The organism is Brevibacillus sp. YAE8, from assembly GCF_057543335.1.
In genome coordinates, this window is the sequence record NZ_BAAIYG010000018.1 from 1 (window position 1) to 23,128 (window position 23,128).

General features: G+C 52.7%; 22 protein-coding genes, 1 pseudogene and 1 riboswitch. Of the genes and pseudogenes, 16 read left to right on the top strand and 7 right to left on the bottom strand.

Features of this window, described 5'->3' with window-relative positions; translation table 11 throughout:
- Positions 1-112: 112 nt before the first annotated feature.
- From AC27IT_RS18660 to AC27IT_RS18670, 3 genes are all read right to left on the bottom strand, one after another.
- On the bottom strand, positions 113-232 hold the full coding sequence (locus tag AC27IT_RS18660) for a site-specific integrase (RefSeq protein ID WP_005836701.1): 120 nt from the start codon (positions 230-232) through the stop codon (positions 113-115).
- Between the two features lie 58 nt (positions 233-290).
- Entirely contained in the window at positions 291-497 is a 207-nt protein-coding gene (locus AC27IT_RS18665; RefSeq protein WP_003842539.1) for a hypothetical protein, read from the bottom strand.
- A gap of 180 nt (positions 498-677) precedes the next feature.
- Positions 678-1,517 carry an Rpn family recombination-promoting nuclease/putative transposase gene (locus AC27IT_RS18670; RefSeq protein WP_026557545.1) on the bottom strand — a complete coding sequence of 280 codons (840 nt, stop codon included), beginning with the start codon at positions 1,515-1,517 and terminating at the stop codon, positions 678-680.
- 644 nt (positions 1,518-2,161) lie between these two features.
- Here AC27IT_RS18670 and AC27IT_RS18675 point away from each other — a divergent pair.
- The 5 genes from AC27IT_RS18675 (at position 2,162) to AC27IT_RS18695 (ending at position 6,788) form a co-directional block, all read left to right on the top strand.
- Entirely contained in the window at positions 2,162-3,262 is a 1,101-nt protein-coding gene (locus AC27IT_RS18675) for a glycosyl hydrolase family 8 (RefSeq protein ID WP_487092030.1), read from the top strand.
- A 34-nt stretch (positions 3,263-3,296) separates the two neighbouring features.
- Positions 3,297-4,172 (top strand): GGDEF domain-containing protein, encoded by an 876-nt coding sequence (locus AC27IT_RS18680; RefSeq protein WP_007784942.1) that lies wholly within the window; start codon positions 3,297-3,299, stop codon positions 4,170-4,172.
- A 175-nt stretch (positions 4,173-4,347) separates the two neighbouring features.
- Positions 4,348-5,643: a glycosyltransferase family 2 protein gene (locus tag AC27IT_RS18685; RefSeq protein WP_005836712.1), complete on the top strand. Its 1,296-nt coding sequence runs from the start codon at positions 4,348-4,350 to the stop codon at positions 5,641-5,643.
- 178 nt (positions 5,644-5,821) lie between these two features.
- Positions 5,822-6,532 (top strand): YjjG family noncanonical pyrimidine nucleotidase, encoded by a 711-nt coding sequence (locus AC27IT_RS18690; RefSeq protein WP_005836714.1) that lies wholly within the window; start codon positions 5,822-5,824, stop codon positions 6,530-6,532.
- 88 nt (positions 6,533-6,620) lie between these two features.
- Entirely contained in the window at positions 6,621-6,788 is a 168-nt protein-coding gene (locus tag AC27IT_RS18695) for an aspartyl-phosphate phosphatase Spo0E family protein (RefSeq protein WP_005836716.1), read from the top strand.
- 115 nt (positions 6,789-6,903) lie between these two features.
- On the opposite strand, the gene AC27IT_RS18700 is transcribed toward AC27IT_RS18695, so the two are convergent.
- The 4 genes and pseudogenes from AC27IT_RS18700 to AC27IT_RS18715 all read right to left on the bottom strand — a co-directional run bounded on the left by AC27IT_RS18700 (position 6,904) and on the right by AC27IT_RS18715 (position 8,096).
- Complete coding sequence (locus AC27IT_RS18700) at positions 6,904-7,044, bottom strand: hypothetical protein (RefSeq protein ID WP_157179546.1); 141 nt, start codon at positions 7,042-7,044, stop codon at positions 6,904-6,906.
- Positions 7,045-7,292: 248 nt separating this feature from the next.
- Positions 7,293-7,583 (bottom strand): Ger(x)C family spore germination C-terminal domain-containing protein, encoded by a 291-nt coding sequence (locus AC27IT_RS18705; protein ID WP_487092031.1) that lies wholly within the window; start codon positions 7,581-7,583, stop codon positions 7,293-7,295.
- Between the two features lie 10 nt (positions 7,584-7,593).
- Positions 7,594-7,938, bottom strand: a pseudogene (locus tag AC27IT_RS18710) (spore germination protein); the annotation flags it as partial.
- Positions 7,893-8,096 (bottom strand): hypothetical protein, encoded by a 204-nt coding sequence (locus AC27IT_RS18715; protein ID WP_286085957.1) that lies wholly within the window; start codon positions 8,094-8,096, stop codon positions 7,893-7,895. The gene AC27IT_RS18715 and the pseudogene AC27IT_RS18710, both read right to left, overlap by 46 nt.
- A 472-nt stretch (positions 8,097-8,568) precedes the next feature.
- Here AC27IT_RS18715 and AC27IT_RS18720 point away from each other — a divergent pair, with 472 nt between their 5' ends.
- From AC27IT_RS18720 to AC27IT_RS18770, 11 genes are all read left to right on the top strand, one after another.
- Entirely contained in the window at positions 8,569-9,516 is a 948-nt protein-coding gene (locus tag AC27IT_RS18720; protein WP_007784928.1) for an accessory Sec system S-layer assembly protein, read from the top strand.
- Positions 9,517-9,604: 88 nt separating this feature from the next.
- Positions 9,605-10,564, top strand: a complete 960-nt coding sequence (locus tag AC27IT_RS18725; RefSeq protein WP_005829772.1) for an SLAP domain-containing protein — start codon at positions 9,605-9,607, stop codon at positions 10,562-10,564.
- 43 nt (positions 10,565-10,607) lie between these two features.
- Positions 10,608-11,603 (top strand): SLAP domain-containing protein, encoded by a 996-nt coding sequence (locus AC27IT_RS18730; protein ID WP_005829773.1) that lies wholly within the window; start codon positions 10,608-10,610, stop codon positions 11,601-11,603.
- Positions 11,604-11,894: 291 nt separating this feature from the next.
- Entirely contained in the window at positions 11,895-14,462 is a 2,568-nt protein-coding gene (locus AC27IT_RS18735; RefSeq protein WP_005829775.1) for a S8 family peptidase, read from the top strand.
- Positions 14,463-14,665: 203 nt separating this feature from the next.
- Positions 14,666-14,766, top strand: a riboswitch (SAM riboswitch).
- Positions 14,767-14,898: 132 nt separating this feature from the next.
- Complete coding sequence (metK, locus tag AC27IT_RS18740) at positions 14,899-16,110, top strand: methionine adenosyltransferase (protein WP_007784923.1); 1,212 nt, start codon at positions 14,899-14,901, stop codon at positions 16,108-16,110.
- 144 nt (positions 16,111-16,254) lie between these two features.
- Positions 16,255-17,271 (top strand): polysaccharide deacetylase family protein, encoded by a 1,017-nt coding sequence (locus tag AC27IT_RS18745; protein ID WP_005829780.1) that lies wholly within the window; start codon positions 16,255-16,257, stop codon positions 17,269-17,271.
- Positions 17,268-18,410, top strand: a complete 1,143-nt coding sequence (locus AC27IT_RS18750; protein WP_007784919.1) for a sensor histidine kinase — start codon at positions 17,268-17,270, stop codon at positions 18,408-18,410. The genes AC27IT_RS18745 and AC27IT_RS18750 overlap by 4 nt, the downstream gene beginning before the upstream one ends.
- Positions 18,411-18,444: 34 nt before the next feature.
- Positions 18,445-19,152, top strand: a complete 708-nt coding sequence (locus AC27IT_RS18755) for a response regulator (RefSeq protein ID WP_005829784.1) — start codon at positions 18,445-18,447, stop codon at positions 19,150-19,152.
- A 67-nt stretch (positions 19,153-19,219) separates the two neighbouring features.
- Positions 19,220-19,600 (top strand): glycosyl transferase family 2, encoded by a 381-nt coding sequence (locus AC27IT_RS18760; protein WP_035986318.1) that lies wholly within the window; start codon positions 19,220-19,222, stop codon positions 19,598-19,600.
- Between the two features lie 144 nt (positions 19,601-19,744).
- Entirely contained in the window at positions 19,745-21,925 is a 2,181-nt protein-coding gene (locus AC27IT_RS18765; RefSeq protein WP_487092032.1) for a helicase-related protein, read from the top strand.
- Positions 21,922-23,085: a hypothetical protein gene (locus AC27IT_RS18770; RefSeq protein ID WP_487092033.1), complete on the top strand. Its 1,164-nt coding sequence runs from the start codon at positions 21,922-21,924 to the stop codon at positions 23,083-23,085. The genes AC27IT_RS18765 and AC27IT_RS18770 overlap by 4 nt, the downstream gene beginning before the upstream one ends.
- Positions 23,086-23,128 lie beyond the last annotated feature (43 nt).

Consider the following 23,128-nt stretch of genomic DNA (forward strand, 5'->3'; position numbering starts at 1 on the left):
AAAGACCAAGGTAGACTTAATAGAGTGATGTTGGCAAGTGCCTATTTATTTTTCCGCCTTGTAAAACGCAGGCTAGCTCTGCATTTTTACGCTGCGATTTTCTGTACTTTTATTATGCGATATACACCAGGTACGCTGAGAAGGCTCTTACATCCCCGACGTAGGATTCAATCGTTTTCGGCGCGATCCCGTTCTCCACAAGATACTCTGTGAATTGCTGAATCACGTCCATCTTTTTAGCACCTCCTGACATGCAAAAAGACCCTAGGGCTAATCGTTAGCCTTCGGGTCTACGCGTTTGATCCGGCGAACTTGCGAAACGCACGACACATCTCGCCTTCGTCATCTCCCCACGCCTGTCTGATGTCCTCCGGGTCGAGAATGCGAAAATGTCCGGTGAGCCTGTTCCGCTGCAGCTTCCACCCGTTTCTCCTGTCCAGGGTGTCCCAGAGCACTTTGCCGCCCGCCGTTTTGGTTGGCAGGTTTGGAAACAGCATGTGCGAACACCTCCTTTCCCTTTCTTTGAACGCAAAAAGACCCTGCATCCTTTGCTTGGACACAGGGCCGATCGGTTCTGGAACGTTTTTGAGCCTCGTACAGCGTCAGCGGTGGCAGATGCGGCACCTTCTGCCGCTGCTTTGGATACAGACGCTACTTGCGGAACATGGAGGGGAAGGCTAGTGAAGTTGCTGCTTTAGTTTTTGAATTTCATCTGGAGAAAGTTCCGTGTACCTTGCAATTTTGTCGATTGGTTCCCCATCTGCTAACATATTCAATGCCATTTTGATTGCCTTTTGCCGCTCGCCTTCCGCTTTTGCTCCCTTAATCATGTTGAGCTCATCCTTCAGCGCCTTCTCCCGCAACTCGTACAACCTGCGAGCCTCGGCATCCTGGCTCAGAAATTCAAGGACGTTGACCGCCTTGCGAATCGTCGGTTCGCTCATCGCCAATTCCTCCAGTTTCTTTTTGCTCTCGGCTTTAAAAAATAGCATCCACTTGACCAACATATCGCTGGTTTCCTGGTGCACTCCTGATACCTTGGGCAATTCGAGAAAGTGGATCTCCAGATCGTCGGTTAACACAAATCCTTTCTCATCCTCCCGCAGCCGAAACACACTGTGGTAGTTCTCTGTCGGAAGGTACTCAAAGTCTATGATGCTGATCGTGACCGTTTTTTTGAGGTTCCGGTACGGTTCACCTTCGGCCAGCTGTCCCTCGTACATCTTTGCCCAATAGTACAGGGAGCGCTTCTCCATGTCGTACTTGTTGTGAAGCTGCACTTCGATGTTGATCTGTTCGCCCGTCTTCGTTTTCGCTCTCACATCGAGGATGGAAGCCTTGTCTCCGACCTGATCGGCGTTGATGTGCGGATCAACCAGGATGATTTCCTTCAGCTCTTTACCTTCCTCCGGTTTCAGCGTGGCATTGAGAAACGATAGCAACAGATCTTTGTTTTCCTCGGTGCCAAAGATTCGTTTGAACACAAAATCGACGATTGGATTCATCCGCTTGGTCACGCCATCACTCTCCCTTCCCCGTCCTTTGTCTGTATTACCATTATACCACCGGAGCGCGGTTCAGACACTCCTGCACAAACCTCCTTTCTGTTCTATCTAAGGGAATATTAAATGTCTGAAATTGGGTTTGAATCGGTTTTTGGTGATGAGGAAAGGGATGGGGGACAGCGAGGGCCGGAAAGTGGGAAACCGACTAGACTGGCTGCAGTTTTTATATTAATCAGCGGGGGTTTCAGGCAAAAAGGTTCGCACGCTTGTTCGCTCGTATGCAAGCGATACCGCCGATCTTTGAACGACAGGATTTTTCAGTGAGCTTAGGTAGAGTTTTGCAGCGAGTTATGTTGTGTCCAGCAAAAACGGGAATGAAGAGGGAAAGCCGTAGCGAGAATACATGAAAGCTGCTACGAGAGCAAGTGAAAGCCGCAACGAGAACAAGCGAAAACAGTATCGAAAACAAAGCACAAGCCCTGTACAAGCCCCACGAAACCCTCCCCCCACCCCCACATACATATTTTTCAAGTCAATATAAATAGACGCTAATCACCGCATGTATTATACTTTTTTGTATATAAATGACTCAGTAAATAAATGTAAAATTATCCATCTGATTCTTCATTTTTTCACTCGACAGGAATGATGCCCACTTGCAAAGTGATTATCTCAATAAAAAAGCAAAGCTGCTTTTCGCAGGCGTGTCGATGCTGGCTGTGTCTGGCTGCCTCTATTTCTTCATGTTGGAAAAGCAGGTGCCGTCGCCGACGGAGAAGTTTATTGTCGAGCACATGACCAATCCGAACGGGACGCTGGCTACTTATCTGCTGGACGCTCCTGCGGAGACGGCGGACATCGTGGCCGGGAGAGAGGCGTTGGCGGAATCGCTTGGCCTCTGGATGCAGTATGCGCTGGCGAGGGACGATCAGAAGCTGTTTGACAGCAGCTATCAGGTGTTGCATCGGTACTTTCTCTCGCCGCAAACGTATTTGTACTGGAAGCTGTCAGCAGATGGTCAGTCGCATGTGACGACGAACGCGCTTGGGGATGATTTGCGGATCGTGGACGCGCTGTGGCAGGCGACTGACAAATGGGGAAAAGAAGCGTACAACAAGACAGCAAACGCTGTAACAGAAACCTTGCTTGCCTCGTCTATACAAAACGGATATCTCGTTGACTTCCATGACTTCGCAAAAAAGGAGTCTCCACACACGCTCAGCCTCGCCTACGTCGACATGTCTGCCCTCAAAAGGATGGCCGATCACGGGATGATCGACGCGGATATGTACAACCGCTACCGGGACCTTATGCGGAATATGCCAGAGGACGGATTGTTTTATCCTAAAATATTCCACGTAGAGAAACAAGTGTACAGCTATGATGACTCGATCAATTTGATCGACCAACTGATCGTCGCGCTGCATCGGGCGGAGATCGGGGAGAGGTCGGAGGCGCTGGTCGGCTTTTTGAAAAAGGAATTTGCGCAGCGTAAGCAATTGCCTGGGCGCTACGACCGTTTAAGCAGGACGCCTGCCGTCTCCTACGAATCTCCGGCGGTCTATGGGCTTGCTATTTTGCTTGCTCTGAAGCAGGACGACCCGGACTGGGCCCGCGAGCTGTATGAGCGGATGGTCAAGCTGCGCAGCGAGGATGCCCGTTATGTTGGCGGATATGTTTTTAACGACAACACGCACATCTTCGACAATCTGTTTCCGCTTTTGGCAGAGGAGGCGATGCGAAGCTACCTGGACTGATGGGAGCGGAAAAATCTATGAAAGGAGCTGAATCATGAACAACAATTCTCCGACGCGCAAGATGGAGATCGGGTATGCCATCCTGTTCCTGCTCACGGCATTCCAGGAAGCGCTGGTTTACGTGCAAGTCTATTGGAAGCAAGCGTACACCTTGACCGAGTTTGTTCTCAGCATGGCGATCCTGCTGGCGCTTTTGCTTGGCTTTACGGTGCCGATGGGGGTATCGGTCGTTCTCATATTCGTCTATATGGTCAGCTATATGGTCTGGCTGGCTACCTACGCGGAATCCAGTGTCATCGTTTACGCCTGGATGCTGGTGATTCCGGCGAATGTGCTGGTTGCGGCATTTATCAGGTCGTATTTGATTCGCAGCAAACGCATTGTGGAACGGCTAGAGGAGCTGAAGGAGATCAATCCGATTATTGATCTCGACACGACGCTGGGCAACAAAGAGGCTCTGGCGGAGACGGTAGTCAAGCAGTCCAATCTGGCCAAACGCTATGAGGATAAATACAGCTTTTGCATGGCGATGTTCAAAATCGAGTTTTTGCCGCTCGTCCAGGAAGCGCTCGGCTCGGAGCGGTATGCGCAGTTGTTGCTGGAATTGTCGAATACGATTCAAAAGCAGATTCGCTTCGAAGATTACAAGTTTTCGCTCGATGAAGGGCGGTTTGTCATTTTGTTGCCGATGACGAACAAAGACTATTTGCAACGGCTGACGGGCCGGATTAAAAACGCGATGATGGACGTGTCGTTTACCGATAAAAAAGGGCGGCCGCTGGAGCTGGTCATTCGCTCGGGAGCGCTTGTGTTCCAAAAAGACCAGTTTAGCCAGTATGAACAAATCGACAACGTGATCGCGGCGCTCGAACGGAACGCAGAGCTGGATCTGATCGGTGAATACATTTAAGCATGGCTAGCAAGCTAGGAGGGGAAAGGGGGGCTTCCGATGTCGTACACGAGCTGGTTTATCCCCTTGTGCATAGCGGTCAGCGTTATTTTTACCGTAGCCATTCTTTTTCTGACGGTCGCTACTTTCGTTTTTCGCGACAGAGTGAGCAAAAAATACGATCGGAGGAAAATCAGTGGCTGAACTGTTGTTGCTGCTCGCGATTATCAGTATTTGGATCGCGGTGTTTGAGTCGGCTGTCATTATGCTGGGGGCAATCCGCTTTGTTTTTCGGCAAAGTAAAAAGGAATTGGTGATTCCGGCGAATATGGAATCATATCCTACCGTGACGGTATTGGTGCCGGCGCATAACGAGGAGCTGGTCATTTCCGCGACAGTGGAGCATATTTTGCAGTTGAACTATCCGGTCGAGAAGCTGCAGGTGATCGTCATCGCCGACAACTGTACGGACCGCACGGCAGAGATGGTGCGGGCGGTGCACGCCAGACCGGAATTTGCGCAACATCATTTGCAGGTGATGGAGCGGACGGGCACCGGGGGGAAATCCGGCGCGTTGAATGACGCGTTGCGGCTGGCTACTGGCGAATGGCTTTGCATTTACGATGCCGATGCTGCACCGGAGAAAAACGCGTTGGCTTTTTTAATGCAAAAGGCGATGGAGCAGCCAGAGCGGTACGGAGCGGTGTTCGGTCGCAACAAGGCGCGCAATCGCGACCAAAATTTTCTCACCCAATGCATTAACTTGGAATTGGTCACTATGCATCGCGTCTACCATACGGGGCTGTGGGAGCTTTTTCAGCTTGGCTCGATTCCGGGGACGAATTTCATCGTCAAGCGCTCGCTGATCGAGGAGGTTGGCGGCTGGGACGAGGAGTCGCTGACGGAGGATACGGCGATTTCCTTTGAAATATTGAAGCGGGGGCAACTGATCGCGCTCGCGCCGCGGGCAGAGGCCTACCAGCAGGAGCCGGAGAAGCTCGGCGTCTACATCAAGCAGCGCAAGCGGTGGGCGATGGGCAACTATCAGTCCATTTTCGGGAACATCACGCATTTGTTCGACGGGACGAGCTGGCGGATCAAGCTGAAGCTTTTGTATTACGCAGCCAGCTACTTCTGGTTCATGGTAGCCATTATCGTTTCGGATATTATTTTTGTGACCAATCTCGTCTACAAAATCATTTCCTTGTTTCATCCCGAAGTGGTTTCGCCGTTCCAGTTTGCCGAAGACATCTACGTCTATCTGGTAGTCGCCTGGGCGCTGATGTATTACTTGTACGTGCTGCAAATCAACCTCGCGCTGGCCTCGGACATCGGCCAGAGCACGACGAGAAACTTCGTCTTGTCCTGCCTCTCGTATTTCACGTATGCGCAGTTGTTTATTATCATCTCTGTCCAAGCGTTTTTCGGGTTGTTGATGGACAAGGTGACGAGAAGAAAAAGAAAGTGGTACAAGACGCAGCGCTTCACATGAGTGAGCGCGCTCGCTTGTTTGCACAGAGTCTGTCGGCGGAGGGCAGGCTCTTTCTTGTTTCTTCCGATCTTTCCAGTCGATGGGCTGACCGTTATGTGAATCTGTTATAATACGAGTACAGATTGTTTGAGGAAAAAATAAACGGGCTCGCTGGAGACGGAAACGGGTGGAGAGAGCAGTGAAATACGACGTGATTTTCTTTGATGTGGACGATACGCTGATGGATTTTGACTTATCGGAAAAAAATGCGTTGGACAAAGCTTTTCGCGAGTTTGGGTGGCCAGAAGGCATGACCGATTACGAAGCGGCCTACCGCGAGATTAACAAAGGCTTGTGGCGCGAGCTGGAGCAGGGCGGCATTACGCTCGCGGAGCTTGGGGTGGAGCGATTCAAGCGGCTGTTTGCGGCTCATGAGCTTTCCGGGGATGCGGAAGCGTTTAACCGGCTTTACCTTGCGAATCTGGGGCAGGAAGTGCATCTGCTGCCAGGAGCGGTAGACGTATGCAGCCGTCTCGCCGACTGTAGGCTGGCGATCATCACAAACGGGTTTGCCGAGGTGCAGACGTCGCGAATCCGATTGTCTCCGCTGCAAGACGCATTCGAACAGATCATCATTTCCCAGGAGGCCGGGTTCCAGAAGCCCGACCAAAGAATTTTCGATTATGCGTTTTCCCGGCTGGCGCTAACGGATAAGAAAAAAGTCCTAATGGTAGGCGATTCGTTAACGTCCGATATTCAAGGAGGACACAACTACGGGATTGATACATGCTGGTACAATCCGCACGGCAAGGAAAACCATCTGGGGATCACGCCGACGTATGAAATCCGCGACCTGACAAATTTGCTGGGAGTTGTCGGCAGCAGCGTCGAGAAAATCATTCACATATAAGTTCATTCTTTTTTTCTTATATATACGAATGTTCGGGCGGTATAATAATCCTATTACTTATGATCTAATTGTTTCTGGAGGAATTACCATGGATCATACAACAGATCTTCTGCAGCGTATCGAGACCATGCGTAAAGAGTTGTCTGAGTTGGTCTTGGAAAAAGGTAGTTTTCTGCATCCGACTGTGATCGATATGTCGCAACAATTGGACGAGTACATTGTGAAATATCAAAAATGCCTCCAGTTACACACATAAAGCAGGAAGAAGTTATCCACACTCTGTGGATAAACTTGTTACTAATTGTCTGAATAGTTCTATTTTATTAGGTCTGCCCCAGTTTTGAGCCAGCTTTTTTAGCGTTGCTCAAAAGCTAGGCAGCTTCATTCGCACTCGCTCCTTTTTTTCGCGTGGCCGCAATCAGCAGCAGCAGGAGCGGCAGCACGACTTGCATCAAGAAGCCGTAGTAGGGGAGCGAAGTCATGTCGAAACGCAGATATTTTTCCTTTTTCAAGCATGAATGTTCACCTCTGGCTAAACGTAGTACCCGTCGATTATTTTTCCATCCATTTTTCCAAAGGCTTGAACAGTGTATTCAGCCATGTAATCGGTCCTGCCATATTGGGCAAATCGAATTGAGCCAGCACAACAAGAGCGAGAAAAAAGCGATTTTGTCTCTCAGCGGTTTCTGTCTCAGGGCAGGCAGTTCAAAGAGGACAATCAAAATCACAAGCACCGTAACGCCTATTGTGACGCCCCATCTCACTTATGTCTCACCTCATCTTCCGGTATGCCGCCTGGAACCGTGACCAAACCGGGACGGCGGATAAACGCCTCGATGTCCGTTGTTACTTTTACCTTGGGGAAAATGACATCCCACTGGTCTTTCGCTTCCTTCCATTCCTGCTGGTATTCCCGGTAAAACTCTGTGGCGAAGTCAAAAATGTCTGCTTTCATTTCGTGCTGCACCTGATGGAGAGCCAGCTCGATGCGAGCGTTGATATCTTCCTGGAATACCTTTTCCACGAGTTTGACCAGCTCGGGACTGCTCATGTTCAGATTGGAGCGAAATCCCGAGAAACAGGTAGCGCAGCCAGCGAATCGCCGAACCGATGACGAAGCGCTGGTAATAATCCTCCGCCGCTTGAAACAGGGCGTAAAAGGTGATCGGCGCAATGAGGACAAACGGTGTCCCGTCGATCAAAATGACAACTCTGCCCTCCAGCAAGGCCGAACAGGCTGTGTCTGGCCGTTCGGTATCTTTTAATTGCGGAAAGGGCGAGGCGGGGTTGTCCTCAATCATTTCTTCTATATATCCGCTCTCCAAAACTCCGTCGATCTTGATCCGTTTTAGCCGGGCGGTCACTTCTTCGACAAGAGTGTAGTCGACAAGTCCCTCCATATAGGCACTTGCTCGGCCATCCTTCCGAGATCGGGAAAATCGCTTTCTGTCACGTGCATGAGCGGCATCAGCACCTGCTGGTCGACGTCCTGGGCGGTGCAGAGGCCGCTGATGAACACGAGATACGCCTTGGACGTCTTGCCGATAAAAAAAGGGCGGAACACGACGTCAGAGCATTTGTGTATAGTTGTTACTCCACAGTTTGCCCAATTATGAATTTTTTAATCTGTTGTCAGCGGAATTGTCAGTATTTTTCAACGATTTTACAAAAAAGAACCAACTGAAACGGTCAGTTGGCTCAAAAGATATTCCCCAAGTTATTTGTTTAGACACTTCTATTTTATCAACAACGAATTATAATGTAAACTTTCTCACCAAATGGAAGTTTAATCGGGGAGAAGAGGCACCCTTCCATTCCTTGACATCCCTAATGCCTACAGGTATCCTTACAAATATTACCCGTCTCTGACGCAGACAGGTCAGCCGGCTGGCTGCCACACCGTGCATTCTCGATCAAAAGGCCGTAACAGGCGGGAGAATGCCAAGTTTTCTATGTTGCAAAAGGATGTCACTATGCTATAGTGAATGACGAACGCAAACTCTATATAGATGTAGAGAAAAGTTGGGAGCGGTGCTATGTTATCCTTCTTGAAGAATTTAATGGGGAAGACACCTACCACCAAAGAGGTGCGAGAGCAGGTTCAGGAGGAATCCATTTTGTCCGCTTCTGATACCGAACAGTCTCATCAGGAAGCACAAAAGCAAAAAGAGGCATCTGCCGGCGTCGTAACAACGCTGTCCTTGCATGAATCGTGGGAAGCGAAGCTGAGTACGCAGGAGAAATACGCGCTTTCCTTTATGGCTCAGGAGCTGGAACCGCTGCCGGAAGGGAATATCTCCCTCGCAGGAACAGCGCTTGTTCCGCATGATGATGGAATCGAAGTGACGGCGTTTATCCGCAACAGCTCGGACCGTCCGATCCGCCTGAAGGAAATGACGCTGGTGGTATTGTTCGGGGATCAGCAGTTGTTTACCCGCCAAGCGTTTGACTTGAGCGAGATAGGGGAAATTCCGCCGCGATCAGCCAGACCGTGGTCGTTTGTATTTTCACGCGAGCACTTCCTGGAGGTAAACGTACTTTTGGCTAACTGGAAGGTCGCATTCGAGATGGCGCAGAAAAAAATGGTGCTGCCGCAACAGTTGGAGCTGGAAGAGTCGTGGATCAAGGCGCTGTCGGATGCGCAGAAAAACTCCTTGATCGAACTGGCGAAAAATCTCCCTGCCTTAAAAGAGGGAGAAGTGAATATCCAGAGTGTGCAAATTCGTCGCTCCCCGGAAGGAGCCCTTCACGTCATGCTGTTGATCCGCAACGGCTCTACGCAGTCGCTCTCCTTTGAAAAGCTGCCGCTCGCTCTCTACGATGCGACAGGGGCAAAGGTGGCAGAAGGAATGTTTGAGCTTGGCAGTTTGACCGTGAATGCCAATACGAGCAAGCCGTGGCTGTTTATTTACCCTCCGGAAAGTATTTTGGTGGAGCAGCCGGACCTGTCGCGCTGGAAAGTGAGTGTTCCGCAGCAAGCGTAGAGAGTCTGGTTTGCATGGGCGATGGGGAAATGTATATCATGAGGAGAGAGAAACTTCGTTCGGGCCCGGACGTGTGAGGAGGTAACACATGTTTTCTTTTGTGAAAAATTTGTTTGGAAAACAGCAGGGTGACAAGGCCCTGGAGGATTTGAAAAAAGAGATTCAGGAAGAGTCTGCGATTGACATTGCGGAGTTGAAAGATACGGAAGTAGAAGTGGAAAACCAGCCCGCAGCGAGCACTTCCGGCAAGCCTGACAGAGTGCGCACAGAGCTGTCCCTGCATCCGATGTGGGAGCAGGAGCTGGATGCGGAGAAAAAATATACGCTGCGATTCTTGCAAGCAGAACTGCCTGAGATGGCACGAGGCTTGATTAGCGTAACGGGCTTCAGCATGATTCCCCAGCCGAACGGCATGACCGTGACGATGTTTTTCCGCAATGCGACAGATAAGCCTGTGCGCTTCAAAAACATCGGTCTGGCTATTTACTTGGACGACAAGCCGTTCGCGCGGATGAGAGTCGACCTGTCTGATATGGGCGCTATTCCTCCGCATACAAGCCGTCCGTGGGAAGTGCTGTTCCCGGAAGAGAGCTACCTGCACGACAACTTCATGTTCAGCCGCTGGAAAGTCGTGATGAAAGCAGGAAAAAGATCGCACATCTGGCCAAGTACGCTGGAGCTGGACCCGGAAATGGAAAGACGCATGACACAGCGTCAAAAAGACCGTCTGGAGTCGCTCGCGTACTCTTTGCCGCCGATTCCGGTCAACTCGGTGCAAATTACCGGGTTTGATATCGGGAAAACGAAAGAAGGGCAACTGGTTGCCGCATTGCTGTTCCGCAACGGCCTGTCTACGGATTATCGTCCTGACAAGCTGAAAATCACGATTTCCGATACGGACGGCGATGTCGTGGCGAGAGGCGTTGTGGATGCCAGCAAGATTCGCGTGAAGCCGGGGAACAGCCGTCCGTGGCTGATCGTGTTCCCGCCGGAGTTCGTGAAAAAACCGGATGCCAATCTGCGCAGATGGGTTCTTGACGTAGAATAGGCGCAAGAGCTCTCGATCGCAGAAATCAGGAGGAGGTTGACATATGAGTTGGTTATTGGAGAACTGGTTTGGCTCCAAGGAAAGCCTGGAGCAAGTACGTGAAGATATTCATGAGCATTTGCATAAAGAGTTTTACCTGGGGGTGTCGGGGATCGACAACCCGCAGCAATCGGCGAACCGGGTTGAGGCCAAAGAGCTGTTTCTGACGATGAACGGTCCTTGGGACAATCAACTGGAGGAGGCGGAGCAGGAGCTGCTGCAGTACGTCCACGATGAGCTGCCTCCGGTCGTTCGCGACGAGGTCGGCATTATTCCGTTCTACACACAGGTGACAGATGAAGGCTACCTGGTGCTGACGTACATTCGCAACGCGACAAACCGCAACGTGCTGTTGCAAAAGCTGCCGCTGACCCTCGTGACTGCTGACGGCGAAGAGGTGGCGAGAAAGACGTTTGACTTGATGGCAAACGGTCCTGTGGGCCACATGGCCAGCCGTCCGATGGAATTTATGTTCCGCTGGGAAGAGTTCGACCGCATTCCTGAGAAGGAAGTGCCGCTGACTCTGACCTATAAAAAGCCGGAAAAACGCCGCATCGAGGAGACCCAGGAGCTGAATATGGGCCTGAGTGCGGACGAACAAAGCCACTATACGCAAAAAGCGGCGGAGGAAGCTCCGGTGGAAAAAGGAAAGGTAGATTTGCAGGTCCTCGATATCAAGCCTACCGATGATAACGGCCTGAAGGTTGTCGTCGTATTCCGCAACGGACTGGAGAAGCGCCTGGAGTTTACCGAGGTGCCGATCATCGTTCACGACAAGGAAGGCGATGCGGTTGCCCGCGTCAGCTACACGCTCGAAAACATGAAGGTGGAAGCAAACAGTCAGCGCATCTGGGCGTTTGATATCCCGTCTTCTTCGATTAAAAAAGCAGAAGTAAACCTGGACGAACTGAGTGCCTACATTCCGCAGGCGCGTCAACGCAAAAAAGAAAAAGCATATGTAGAGCCTGCTACCGAAGACAACAAAGGCCTGCTGCAGTAATGGATGAACCCTTTTTGCCAATGGTGAAAAGGGTTTTTCTCCTGCCATAACGTTCCAAATCTTGGGGAAACAGGGTTGCTTTTCGCCCTTTTTATCCGCTATGCTAGGACGAGAAGCATAATACTTGAATACCTTTTTGAACGTACTGAAATTGATAAGCGCGAACATTTATTCATTTCGATACGTTAAGAAAACCTTCCACGACAGCGCATGCCCCTTTGTTTGAGCGGGCGGCGATAGAGGTTTTCTTGCTGCGCTAGTTGCAGGGGAAAGTAAGGAAGGACTGTGTTTATGAAAAAATCGATTCAAATAGCCGTGTCAGTTGCGATGCTGCTCACGCTTGTACCGCTGGGCGTGCGGCCTGCACTCGCTGCCGCGCCTGCTTCCAATGACAGCTATCTGAGCAATCAGTTGCACATCAGCCAGATCAAGGCCGACAAGGCGTGGCCTGTAGTCAACAGCAACCAGGCGATTACGATTGCCGTGCTCGATTCCGGAGCGGACTACAATCACCCTGACTTGAAGGGGAATCTGCTGCCGGGTGTCAATCTGGTCAACCCGGGGAAATCGGCGCAGGATGACAACGGGCACGGGACAGAAGTCATCGGGGTTCTCGCTGCAAAAGGCAACAACGGGATCGGGGTATCAGGGGTAGTCTGGAACGCCCGGATTTTGCCGATCAAAATTTTGAACAAAGATGCAGTGACGAATGTGGACATGATTGCGAAGGGGATCAATACAGCGCTCGACAGGGGAGCCAAAGTTATCCTGATGTCGTTCAGCAGCCTGTCCTATTCCCGCTCCTTGAAAGAGGCCATTGACCGTGCGGAGAGAAGCGGAGCCGTCCTCGTCGCTGCCAGCGGAAACGAAGCAAGCCGCGTCGCCTATCCGGCTGCCTACCCGACAGTCGTTGCGGTTGGGGCCGTGAATGGGAAAAACCAGGCGATTTATCAATCGAACACGGGGCCAGAGTTAAACATTGTGGCGCCGGGGCTTAACGTATATACGACGAAGCTGGGCGGAAAGTACGGATCGTTTTCCGGTACGTCAGCGGCAGCGCCTCAAGTAGCGGGAGCGGCGGCCCTGATTTTGGCCCGCTATCCAAAGCTGACGGCGCTGGATGTGAGGCAAATGCTTTACCAGACAGCTACAGACCTCGGCGAGAGCGGCTGGGACCGGCAAACAGGCTACGGATTGCTGGACGTGAACAAGGCAGTGCGCAGCGCGCTCTCCGGCGACTTTTTGGAGCCGAACAACTCTTTGCAGCGAGCCAAAGCATTCCCTATCGAACAGCAAATACGCGGCAACCTGGGGCCAAACGACACGGTAGACTGGTTTAAAATGGATGTGCCGTATGACGGAAAAGTCAGCTTTACGGCGACGATTAACTCCGGGGTATCCTCCGCCATGGCGGCTACCTTTTACCCGGAAAACCGAACGCCGATTACGCAGTATTTTGGAAACGGGGATACCGTTACCGTCCCGGCAAAAGCGGGCAGGATGAACATCAAGCTGATGCGAAACGGCGGCGTCAACTCGTTTGCCTACGTGCTGACGAGCAAGTTCACGATCAACCCGGACCGCAATGAGCCAAACGATACGATGGCGACGGCAAGGCCGCTGGTAGGCAACCAGATCAGCGTCACGGGCAACTTCCACCAGGAGGGCGACCAGGACTGGTTCTCCTACTACGTCCGCGAATACGGGCATATGGATGTGACGGTGACTCCCGACAACAAGCGGGTGGACCTGGTGCTTGCCATAGGAAAGCAGGAAACCGGAAAAAATACGGTTTGGGACCCGCTCTACGACAACGTCGACCGCGATAATCCGTCGGAGCGTGCGAGCAAGGAAGTCTCCCCGGGAAAATACTACATTCGGGTCAGCGAGTATCAGCAAAATGCGGTGAACGGCGAATATCGCCTGGATCTCGGGTTCACCCCGCTGAAAAAAGATTTGAACGAGCCGAATGATACGTACAGCAGGGCGTCGCCGCTAGCCGCTGGAGGGGTCATGACCGGAACGATTCCGACGGCTTCGGATGCAGATTGGTTTCAATTTACGCTCAATACAGACTCGTACGTCACGATTCGAGCCCCGTTTATTCCGGTATCCAGCGGTTTTCGCATCGCTCTTTACAGCGAGAAAAACATGAACTACGCGCTCGCTTCGACAAACGAAGTGGCTGAGTTGTCCGATCGGGGCAGCGAGATTTTCAGCCTGCGGTTGCCAAAAGGCAAGTATTACGTGCGCCTGAACAGCGGCATTCCGTTCAAGTACGATGCGTACAAATTGACAGTCACGCAGCAGCCCCTCGTCTCGGGGTATCGGGATATTTCCGACCATTGGGCGCGCACAGAGATCGCCAGGCTGAGCTCCAAAGGAATTGTCCAAGGCTTCGGCGATGCGACGTTCAAGCCTAACGAGGCAGTAACTCGTGCGCAGTTTGCCACAATGCTGCTGCAGGCGATGCGCGCAACCGGCTCGAAGGTAGCCAGCGCGTATTCCGGACGGGAAGTGTTTTCTGATTTGCCAAAAAAGCACTGGGCGTACAACACCCTTGGAGTGGCTTATCAGCTCGGAGTCTTGAAGGGGTATCCAAACAGTCAGATCAAGCCTGACCAAGCTGTTTCGCGGGCGGAAATGGCCGCGATGATCGCCAGGGCGAAGGGCGTGGCTCTGAACAGCAGCAGCGCACCGAGCTATCGCGATGTTCCGGCCAGCCATTGGGCAGCACCGGCGATCGGCGCTTTGACGGCAAGAAACTGGCTAAACGGATACGGTTCGCTCTTCAAGCCACAGGGCAGCGCTACGCGGGCCGAGGTTGTTGTATTAATCGCCAAATCGTATCAAGTGTAAGAAAAAATTTCCGCTTTGCGTTCGACAGACGCATGGCATGGCTATATCGTCCTTGTGAAAACGCGGCTTCGATCACCTCAGACGCTTCCCGCAGGCGATTCCAACAGCGTTTTGTACAGGGCGATTTCGGCCAAAGAGGTGCTCTGGCAAAAGTCTATTGACACCACCTCAAAAAACAATTATTCTATAATCCGTAATGGATACTCTTATCCAGAGCAGGCGGAGGGACTGGCCCTATGAAGCCCGGCAACCGTCTGGAGCGGTGCTAACCAGCAGGACGGAAATCTGTTCTGGCCGATAAGAGGATGAAGGAAGCTAAAAGCGCTCAAACCTTTTCCTCCAAAAGATGGAAAAGGTTTTTTATTTGCGTTTACGTCGATAAAATCCTGACTCGGCTACCAAACTATTTGTATGAGGTCAAAGGAGGTATTTTCTCATGGCTTTGCAAAAAGGTCGTCGTCTGTTCACATCTGAGTCTGTAACCGAAGGACATCCGGATAAAATTTGTGACCAAATTTCCGACTCCATCCTGGACGCCATTTTGGCCAAGGATCCAAACGCTCGCGTAGCTTGCGAAACTTCCGTAACTACCGGGCTGGTTCTCGTAGCCGGTGAAATCACCACCAACACGTACGTGGACATCCAAAAGCTGGTGCGCGAAACGATCCGTGAGATCGGTTATGATCGTGCGAAGTTCGGCTTTGACGCTGACACTTGCGGCGTAATCACTGCGATCGGCGAGCAATCCGCTGACATCGCTCTCGGCGTAGACCAGGCTTTGGAAGCGCGCGAAGGCAAAATGACCGACGCTGAGATCGAAGCGATCGGTGCAGGTGACCAAGGTCTGATGTTCGGCTTTGCTTGCAACGAAACACCTGAGCTGATGCCGCTGCCGATCAGCATGTCCCACAAGCTGGCTCGCCGCTTGACTGAAGTTCGCAAAAACGGCACACTCGCCTACCTGCGTCCTGACGGCAAAACGCAAGTAACGGTTGAGTACGATGGGGACAAGCCAGTTCGCATCGACACCATCGTGATTTCGACTCAACACGCTCCTGAGACTACCTTGGAGCAAATCAAGCAAGACCTCATCGAACAAGTTATCAAACCAGTTGTTCCGGCTGAGCTGCTGGACGCTGACACCAAATACTTCATCAACCCGACTGGCCGCTTCGTAATCGGCGGACCTCAAGGGGACGCTGGTCTGACTGGCCGCAAAATCATCGTAGACACTTACGGTGGCTACGCTCGTCACGGCGGCGGCGCGTTCTCCGGTAAAGATCCGACAAAAGTAGACCGCTCCGGCGCTTACGCTGCTCGTTACGTAGCGAAAAACATTGTGGCTGCTGGCCTGGCTGACAAATGCGAAGTGCAAGTGGCTTACGCAATCGGTGTAGCGCAGCCTGTATCCATCGCTGTTGATACTTTTGGTACAGGAACCGTTTCCGAAGAAGATCTGGTGAAACTGGTGCGCAAACACTTCGACCTGCGTCCGGCTGGCATCATCAAGCAGCTCGACCTGCGTCGCCCTATCTACAAACAAACAGCGGCTTATGGCCACTTTGGACGCAATGACCTGAATGTTCCTTGGGAGCAAACAGACAAAGCAGAAGTTCTGAAGCAAGAAGCTGCGCAACTGGCAAAATAAGAACGACAAAGAAAGAGCCTGGTAAAGCTACTGGGCTCTTTTTTTATTACGGGGAAAATTTTCCAGTTATTGGTGGGCTTTAAGCGAAGGGGAAATGTAGGACTGTGTCGAATCTCCTAGTGAGGAAGTAGAGGAGGGGTTTCTTTGCCGAACAAAAGGCTCTTCCTGACCGTATTTGTTATTTCTTTATTGCTGGTTATGTCTGCATTGGGGATTGGTGAATTTTACCAATCAAAAAAGAATGCCCAAAAAGTGCAACCTTTTCCCCAAGTAGATACGTCTATAAGCATAAGCGAGGCGGAAATTGCTGAGCCAAACGTCACGCAGAACGAAAAAGCAACGGTAAAGCCGAAAAAGTGGTATAACAATCAGGTAGTCGTCCTGACGTATCACCATGTCACGGATGCATCAGGCCAGCGCTACGTCATTTCGCCTGAGCAATTTGCAAAACATATGTCGTTTTTGCACGAAAACGACTTGCAGCCGATCTCGTTGGATGAGTTTTTGCATTTTGTGGATACAGGGAGCTTGCCGACCGAAAATGCTGTCCTGATTACCTTTGACGACGGCTATGAGAGTTATTACACGAAGGCTTTTCCCACCTTACGTACATACGGCTACCCGTCAGTGAACTTCGTGATCGCAGGGCGCTTGCGAGATGTAGCCGATCGAAAACGGGAGAACATGACGACGCCACTTACGCGTCAACAAGTCATGGAAATGCTTCACTCTGGGCTGGCTGATATCGGTTCGCATACGTACAGCCTGCACGAAGAGGAAGCGCGGAATGAATGGGGAGAGATGGGGCCAGAGACGGCTCCCGTCTATTTGCAGGATTTACAACGACTGGAAAATGAGAAAGAATACAGGGATCGGCTCTACGTTGATTTCAGTATGTCTCGTGCAGGCTTGAACAAATGGATGGGCCGGGAGATAAAAACGATTTCATTGCCTTTTGGCTACACGAATCCCATCGTACTGGAGACAGCGCGACAGGCAGGCTACGGATATGTCTTTACTTCTACACCCGGTTTTGTCAAAAGGGGAGTAGATCCGTTCGCCATTCCACGAAATGATGTGGGCCTGCGAGATGTAGATGAGGTCAAACTCCATCAGTTGTTCACGAAAGCGAAAAAAGAGTTCGAAGGAGAGCAATCATGAACAAAGTGATCGACATCAGCGTGCTGGATGGGGTGATTAAGAGAACCATTGAAACTGTGGAAACGAGTAAAACCCAAATTTTTGATATAGCCGAAAGTGCCAGACAGCAAGGCAACTCGTTGAAGTTTGACTTGCACGAGCTTCGGCAGGAAATCTCGAAGGTCATCCAAAAGGTCGATGCGCTGGAGCTGGCCTATCGAAAGTCGCGCAACAGGCTCGTTCAGGTAAGCCGCAACTTCCACATGTACACGGAAGACGACATTCGCATCGCCTACGAGGAAGCGAGCCGGATACAGGTGGAGCTGTCCATCTACCGCGAGCGGGAAAACAACCTGAAGCGCCGTCGCAACGACCTGGAGCGACAGTTGCGAACGCTGGAGGAAACGATCGACCGCGCCGAGAAGCTCGTTTCCCAGATGAGTGTCGTGCTCGGCTACTTGACTGGCGACCTGAGCAAGATCGGAGAAGCGCTGGAATCGGCCAAACAGACTCAATTGATGGGGCTGAAGATCATCCAGGCCCAGGAAGAGGAGCGCAAGCGTGTCGCACGCGAGATTCACGACGGACCGGCCCAATCGATGGCAAACGTCGTGCTGCGCTCTGAAATCGTGGAGCGGATGCTGAAAAACGAGCGCATTCTGGAAGCGCAAATGGAGCTTCACGAGCTGAAGGAAATGGTTCGCCTGAGCCTGGCTGACGTAAGACGGATTATTTTTGACCTTCGCCCAATGGCTCTTGATGACCTCGGACTGGTGCCCACTCTGCAAAAATATATCCAGACGTGCGAAGAACGTATCCGTGCTTCCATTGATCTGGTAGTATTTGGTGTGGAGCCACCGCTGCGCAGCTCTGTCAAAGCTGCGATTTTCCGCCTCGTTCAAGAATGCTTGAACAACGTGGAAAAGCACGCTGGAGCTTCTTCGGTACAAGTGAAGCTGGAGTTTCTGCAGGAGTCGCTAAGTCTCGTCGTCAAAGACGATGGAGTCGGATTCGATCTGGAAAAGCGCATGGCAAACGGCAACTCCTTTGGGCTTTTGGGAATGCGTGAGCGCGTGCAACTGCTGGAAGGCAGTGTGGATCTGCAATCAACTCCTGGCGAAGGAACAAAGGTAATTTTCCAAATACCGTTAAAAATATGAACCGATACAGATTATGTACACAGGGGGATGAAACATGGATAAAAGACAGCAAGAGCTCCGCATCGTGATTGTGGACGACCACCAATTGTTCCGCGAGGGCGTTAAGCGTATTTTGGAAATGGAAGAGGACTTCAAGGTCGTCGGCGAAGGGGCGGACGGCGGAGAGGCTGCTCTGCTTGCGGAGGAGCACAAACCAGACGTTCTGCTGATGGATATCAACATGCCGAACATCAATGGCGTCTCTGCTGCGGAAAATGTCATTTCCGTGAGTCCCTCCACGCGAGTTATCATGCTCTCGATCCACGACGACGAGGGCTATGTATATCGCACGCTGCGTTCCGGCGCGTCCGGCTACCTGCTGAAAGAGATGGGCACCAGCGATCTGGTGGATGCCGTACGCGTGGTAGCCAGCGGCGGCGCTTACATACACCCGAAGGTGACGGGCAAGCTGATTGAGGAATTCCGTCGCCTGAGCGAAAATGAGGGTACGGCAGAGCGCAGCTTCTCTGTTGATGAATCGCAAACGATCGATCCAAAAGTGATCGAATCGCTGACCCGCCGCGAGCGGGAAGTGCTGCAGTTGATGGCGGAAGGAAAAAGCAACCGGGCTATCGGAGAATTTTTGTTCATCAGCGAAAAGACAGTGAAAAACCACGTCAGCAGCATTTTGCAAAAGCTGAATGTCCAGGACCGCACACAGGCGGTTGTCATTTCGATTAAAAACGGCTGGGTGAAGCTGTAAGGCGAGGCTGCGCGTCCGGTTGGCACCCTGTTCAAGCCATTCGGCATACCTTTGTATAGGAGGGGGTATGACCGTGATGGAAGAACTGGTTGTATGGCTATTGGCGGCTTTTGGCTGCTCCTCACTGCTGGTGATGGTAGCTGAGCGATGGACCAGTCGGATGAACAGCATGACCGAACTCCCGCAAGAGCACTACCGTTTGTTGGTACACAATTCGGAGCAGGTGCTGGAGCGTGCCGTAAGAAAGCTTTTGTTTCGCTCATACTGGAGTGGCAAGCCTATCCGGATTACCTTGATAGAAGAAGGGTCTACGGACGATACGCCCCGGATGCTGGCGATTTTAACGCGAGAGCCGTACGGCTGCGGCTTTGGCGCGGCAGACGGCCAGCCTGAGCTGGCGACGGGAGCGATCGTGATTGACTTGCGGGAGAAGCGGGAAGGAGCCTGATTTTTTCGGGCAATTGAATAAACGTACAGGGCTGTCGAGCAAATCGGCGGCCTTTTTGTGTTCGCTGCAAAAAAAAATTTGCCGGCCTGCCTTGTCTTTTTGCACAATGGTGGCAGAAAACACAAGCGGAAATGGGGGAGGCAAATGCGCGAGTACTTGCTGTATATCAAATGCGGCACAGAAGCAGTGGCGCCAGTCCAAACGTATGTGACGCCGAGCTTTTCTGTCGATCGGGCTTTTTGGCAGGAGAGGGAGGGCTGTGTGCTGCATGTGATCGGCAAGACGTCGTCGCTTGCCTTGGCCTTTTCCTTGCGTGAAAAAATAAACGAACGGTTGCGCAAGCGCGTGGGAGAGCGGAGCAAGCTGACAGATGCGCTGGTCGCGGAGCTGCGGGGGCTGGCTGTGGCGAAGGTCAGGGAGGCGAGCGCGCTATACGGGCGGGAAGTGGAGAGAAGGCAGGCAGGGCACAGGAGCCGGGAGCATCAGCCACACCCGCGCCAATCCGTGCAGCATGAAGCGTGGTTTGCGTGGGAGGCGATAGCGTGCAGCGTGGAAGTGAGGCAAGCGGGCGAGCGGGATGAACAGCTTTTCAGTCGCGAGTCTGCTCATTGTGTGAGCGAGAGGGTGGATGTTTCTGGAAGAACTGCCTCTCCGTTTTTGCAACATCGGCTCGCGGATACGTCTGTCCATTGCAGCAGGAGAAGTTCTCGATCTCCATCTCAGGCTCATGAGGCAAGGCAGCCATTCCTATCTCGGGATAATGGGCTGCAAGCTATACCCTATCCCGCTAAGCCAGCAGACAGAAACGACATTGCCTTGAGAGAACTGCTGGATGGCCGCGCTCTTTTCTGGGATGAAGTCGAGACGCTTTTGCAGAAACGCGGAGTGGAAGTGGACGATCTTGCCGCTGTATTGCACAGGTACGTGCTGACTGGCAGAGCGCGGTGGCTTCCCGGAGTGCGAATGGACATGTGCAGCAACTGGCGGCAGAGTCGCTTTGTACTGACGTGCGAGCGATGCGGAAGCGCGGGGCGCGAGGTTGAGCTGACCTACTGCCATACGTGCGGGCAAGGCTGCGCATACTGTACGACGTGCCTTGGGATGGGCAGGAGCAAGTGCTGCACGCCGTATATTTTGCTTGCGGCAGGCGGTTCTCTGCCTGTCGGGAGCAACAAGGGCACAGGCCAGGAGCCTTCGCGGCTGGAGTGGACAGGCAGCTACTCGGACGACCAGGCGAGAGCTGCTGAGCGCGCTCGGCGTTTTGTAGCGAATCCGCGCCCCGGTCTTTCCGAGTTTTTGATTTGGGCCGTGTGCGGAGCAGGCAAAACCGAGCTGCTGTTTCCTTCCGTAGCAGAGGGACTTGCGGCGGGAGGCCGCGTGCTGATTGCTACCCCGCGCAAAGACGTAGTGCTGGAACTGGCTCCTCGCATTCAACGGGTGTTCCCCCACGCGCGGGTGATTGCCGTCCACGGTGCCAGCGCTGAAAAATGGGAGGAGAGCGACATTACGATCGCGACGACCCATCAGGTTTTGCGCTATTATCGCCGCTTTCTGTTGGTCGTACTCGACGAGGCCGATGCGTTTCCGTACCACAATAATCCCGTCCTCTACCGGGCGCTGGCCAGAGCTGTACACCAAGCGGGGAAGCTGCTTTATTTAAGCGCGACCCCACCCCGCTATTTGCAAAAACGACTCGTTTCAAACGATCGTTCAACTCGGCATGGCACGGCGGCCAACCCGCTTTTTTCTGCCACCCACGTCCTTTTGCCGGGTCGCTATCACGGCTTTCCCCTGCCCGTTCCCGAGGTTCTAACGGTCCGCGGACTGCACAAGCGCGTTCGGGCGAATCGAGCAGTGCCTGCATTGACAGATGCGGTGCAGCGTTCGCTGGAGGCAGGACGGCAAGTTTTTGTCTTCGTTCCGCGCATAGATGACGTGGAGGTAGTGCTCGCCTATTTGCAAAAGTGGCTGCCGTCTCGTGCCGAGCTGATGGCAGGTGTCCATGCTGCGGACCTGATGCGCGAGGAAAAGGTGCTCGGCTTTCGGCAAAAGCGCTACACCCTCATGGTGACGACGACGATTTTGGAGCGGGGGGTAACGATTCCACAGAGCGATGTCGTTGTCGTCGGCGCGGAGGCCGCTGTCTTTGACGAAGCTTCTCTGGTGCAGATTGCTGGCCGCGTGGGCCGAGCGTTCGACGATCCGGCAGGCGCCGTGTTGTTTTTGCAGACAGAACGCGCTTTGGCACCCAAGCTGGCGGTCAGGCAAATTACGCGGATGAATCAACTGGCGAGCAGGCTTGCAAAAAGAAGGGGGCACTCATGAGGGGGAGTACATGTGTCAGTTGCGGCGGGCGTGTAAATACGCCCAAAAGAGAAGGCGTTGTCCGCGTGCGTGCAAGCTGGCTATCCCGTCCCGTCAGCTATCCGGCGATCTATCGCTTGCTGCACGACCTCCCGGCCTGCGCAAGCTGTATTGAAGCGTTGCCGTTCATCGGGGAGCAGTTTTGCCGACAGTGCGGGCGGGACATGCGAGCGGAGCCGTACAGCAGCGAGGGCCGCTGCCGCGACTGTGTCAGGGAAGTGGACGAGCCCCTGAAGGAAAATCGCAGCCTGCTCCGGTACGAGCAAGACGGCAAAAGTCTGCTCAGCCTGTTCAAATACCGCGGAGATGAGCGCCTGGCTGGCTATTACGGAACGCTTTTGGCAATCGCGGCCTTTCGCTTTTACACTCCGTCCCGTTTTGCCTGCATCACCACTGTCCCGCTTCATGCCAGGCGGCTGCAGGAGCGCGGATTCAACCAGGTGGACTTGCTGGCAGCCTATTTGGGGAGTGCAACCGGGATTCCGGTGAGGCCCCTGCTCACACGCATAAAAGAGACGGAGAAGCTGAGCAAGCAGGGGGGACGCGCATCCCGGCAGGAAAGCATGCGAGAGGCTTTTGCGTGGAATGAGGGGGCGGTGCTTCCTGGGTTTGCCCGTGGCCGTTCTGATAGCCGGGGCGCCGATCATAGGAATCTGACCAGCATACTTGCAGCCGGGATTCATTTCTTGTTTGGCAATTGGTTCAGCCTGCGTTCTTCCATCTCGCATACTTCTCATGAAGCCAAAAGTGGCGAGAGAGATTCGCAAGCCAATCCCGTTCCGAAACTGGACAACCGCAACAGAGCTGCGCACGCCAATTTCGCTGCGAACCTGGACAGCCACGACAGAGCGACGTACGCCAATGCCGCCCCGAACTCGAATAGCGGCGACAGAGCAGCCTATGCCAATTTCAATCCGAACCCGAACAGCCACGACAGAGCTACACAACCCAATACCGCTCCGCTCCCAAATAACCGCATCCCCCTACCCGCCACTCCCCCGAAAATCCTTCTCATCGACGATATTTACACAACCGGATCGACTCTCCGCTCCTGCGCAAGAACATTGCGAGCACATTTGGGGACAGTTTGTGAAATTTATTCCTTGACAATATACAGATAGCCAGTTTGGAAAAATTACGATATCATGGAAGCATACAGCAGTC

Coding starts and splice junctions, on each gene's coding strand:
- AC27IT_RS18660 (WP_005836701.1), bottom strand. CDS start 232: ATGGACGTGATTCAGCAATTCACAGAGTATCTTGTGGAGAACGGGATC.
- AC27IT_RS18665 (WP_003842539.1), bottom strand. CDS start 497: ATGCTGTTTCCAAACCTGCCAACCAAAACGGCGGGCGGCAAAGTGCTC.
- AC27IT_RS18680 (WP_007784942.1), top strand. CDS start 3,297: ATGAACAACAATTCTCCGACGCGCAAGATGGAGATCGGGTATGCCATC.
- AC27IT_RS18695 (WP_005836716.1), top strand. CDS start 6,621: ATGGATCATACAACAGATCTTCTGCAGCGTATCGAGACCATGCGTAAA.
- AC27IT_RS18705 (WP_487092031.1), bottom strand. CDS start 7,583: ATGAGCAGTCCCGAGCTGGTCAAACTCGTGGAAAAGGTATTCCAGGAA.
- AC27IT_RS18720 (WP_007784928.1), top strand. CDS start 8,569: ATGTTATCCTTCTTGAAGAATTTAATGGGGAAGACACCTACCACCAAA.
- AC27IT_RS18725 (WP_005829772.1), top strand. CDS start 9,605: ATGTTTTCTTTTGTGAAAAATTTGTTTGGAAAACAGCAGGGTGACAAG.
- AC27IT_RS18730 (WP_005829773.1), top strand. CDS start 10,608: ATGAGTTGGTTATTGGAGAACTGGTTTGGCTCCAAGGAAAGCCTGGAG.
- AC27IT_RS18735 (WP_005829775.1), top strand. CDS start 11,895: ATGAAAAAATCGATTCAAATAGCCGTGTCAGTTGCGATGCTGCTCACG.
- metK (WP_007784923.1), top strand. CDS start 14,899: ATGGCTTTGCAAAAAGGTCGTCGTCTGTTCACATCTGAGTCTGTAACC.
- AC27IT_RS18750 (WP_007784919.1), top strand. CDS start 17,268: ATGAACAAAGTGATCGACATCAGCGTGCTGGATGGGGTGATTAAGAGA.
- AC27IT_RS18755 (WP_005829784.1), top strand. CDS start 18,445: ATGGATAAAAGACAGCAAGAGCTCCGCATCGTGATTGTGGACGACCAC.
- AC27IT_RS18760 (WP_035986318.1), top strand. CDS start 19,220: ATGACCGTGATGGAAGAACTGGTTGTATGGCTATTGGCGGCTTTTGGC.
- AC27IT_RS18765 (WP_487092032.1), top strand. CDS start 19,745: ATGCGCGAGTACTTGCTGTATATCAAATGCGGCACAGAAGCAGTGGCG.
- AC27IT_RS18770 (WP_487092033.1), top strand. CDS start 21,922: ATGAGGGGGAGTACATGTGTCAGTTGCGGCGGGCGTGTAAATACGCCC.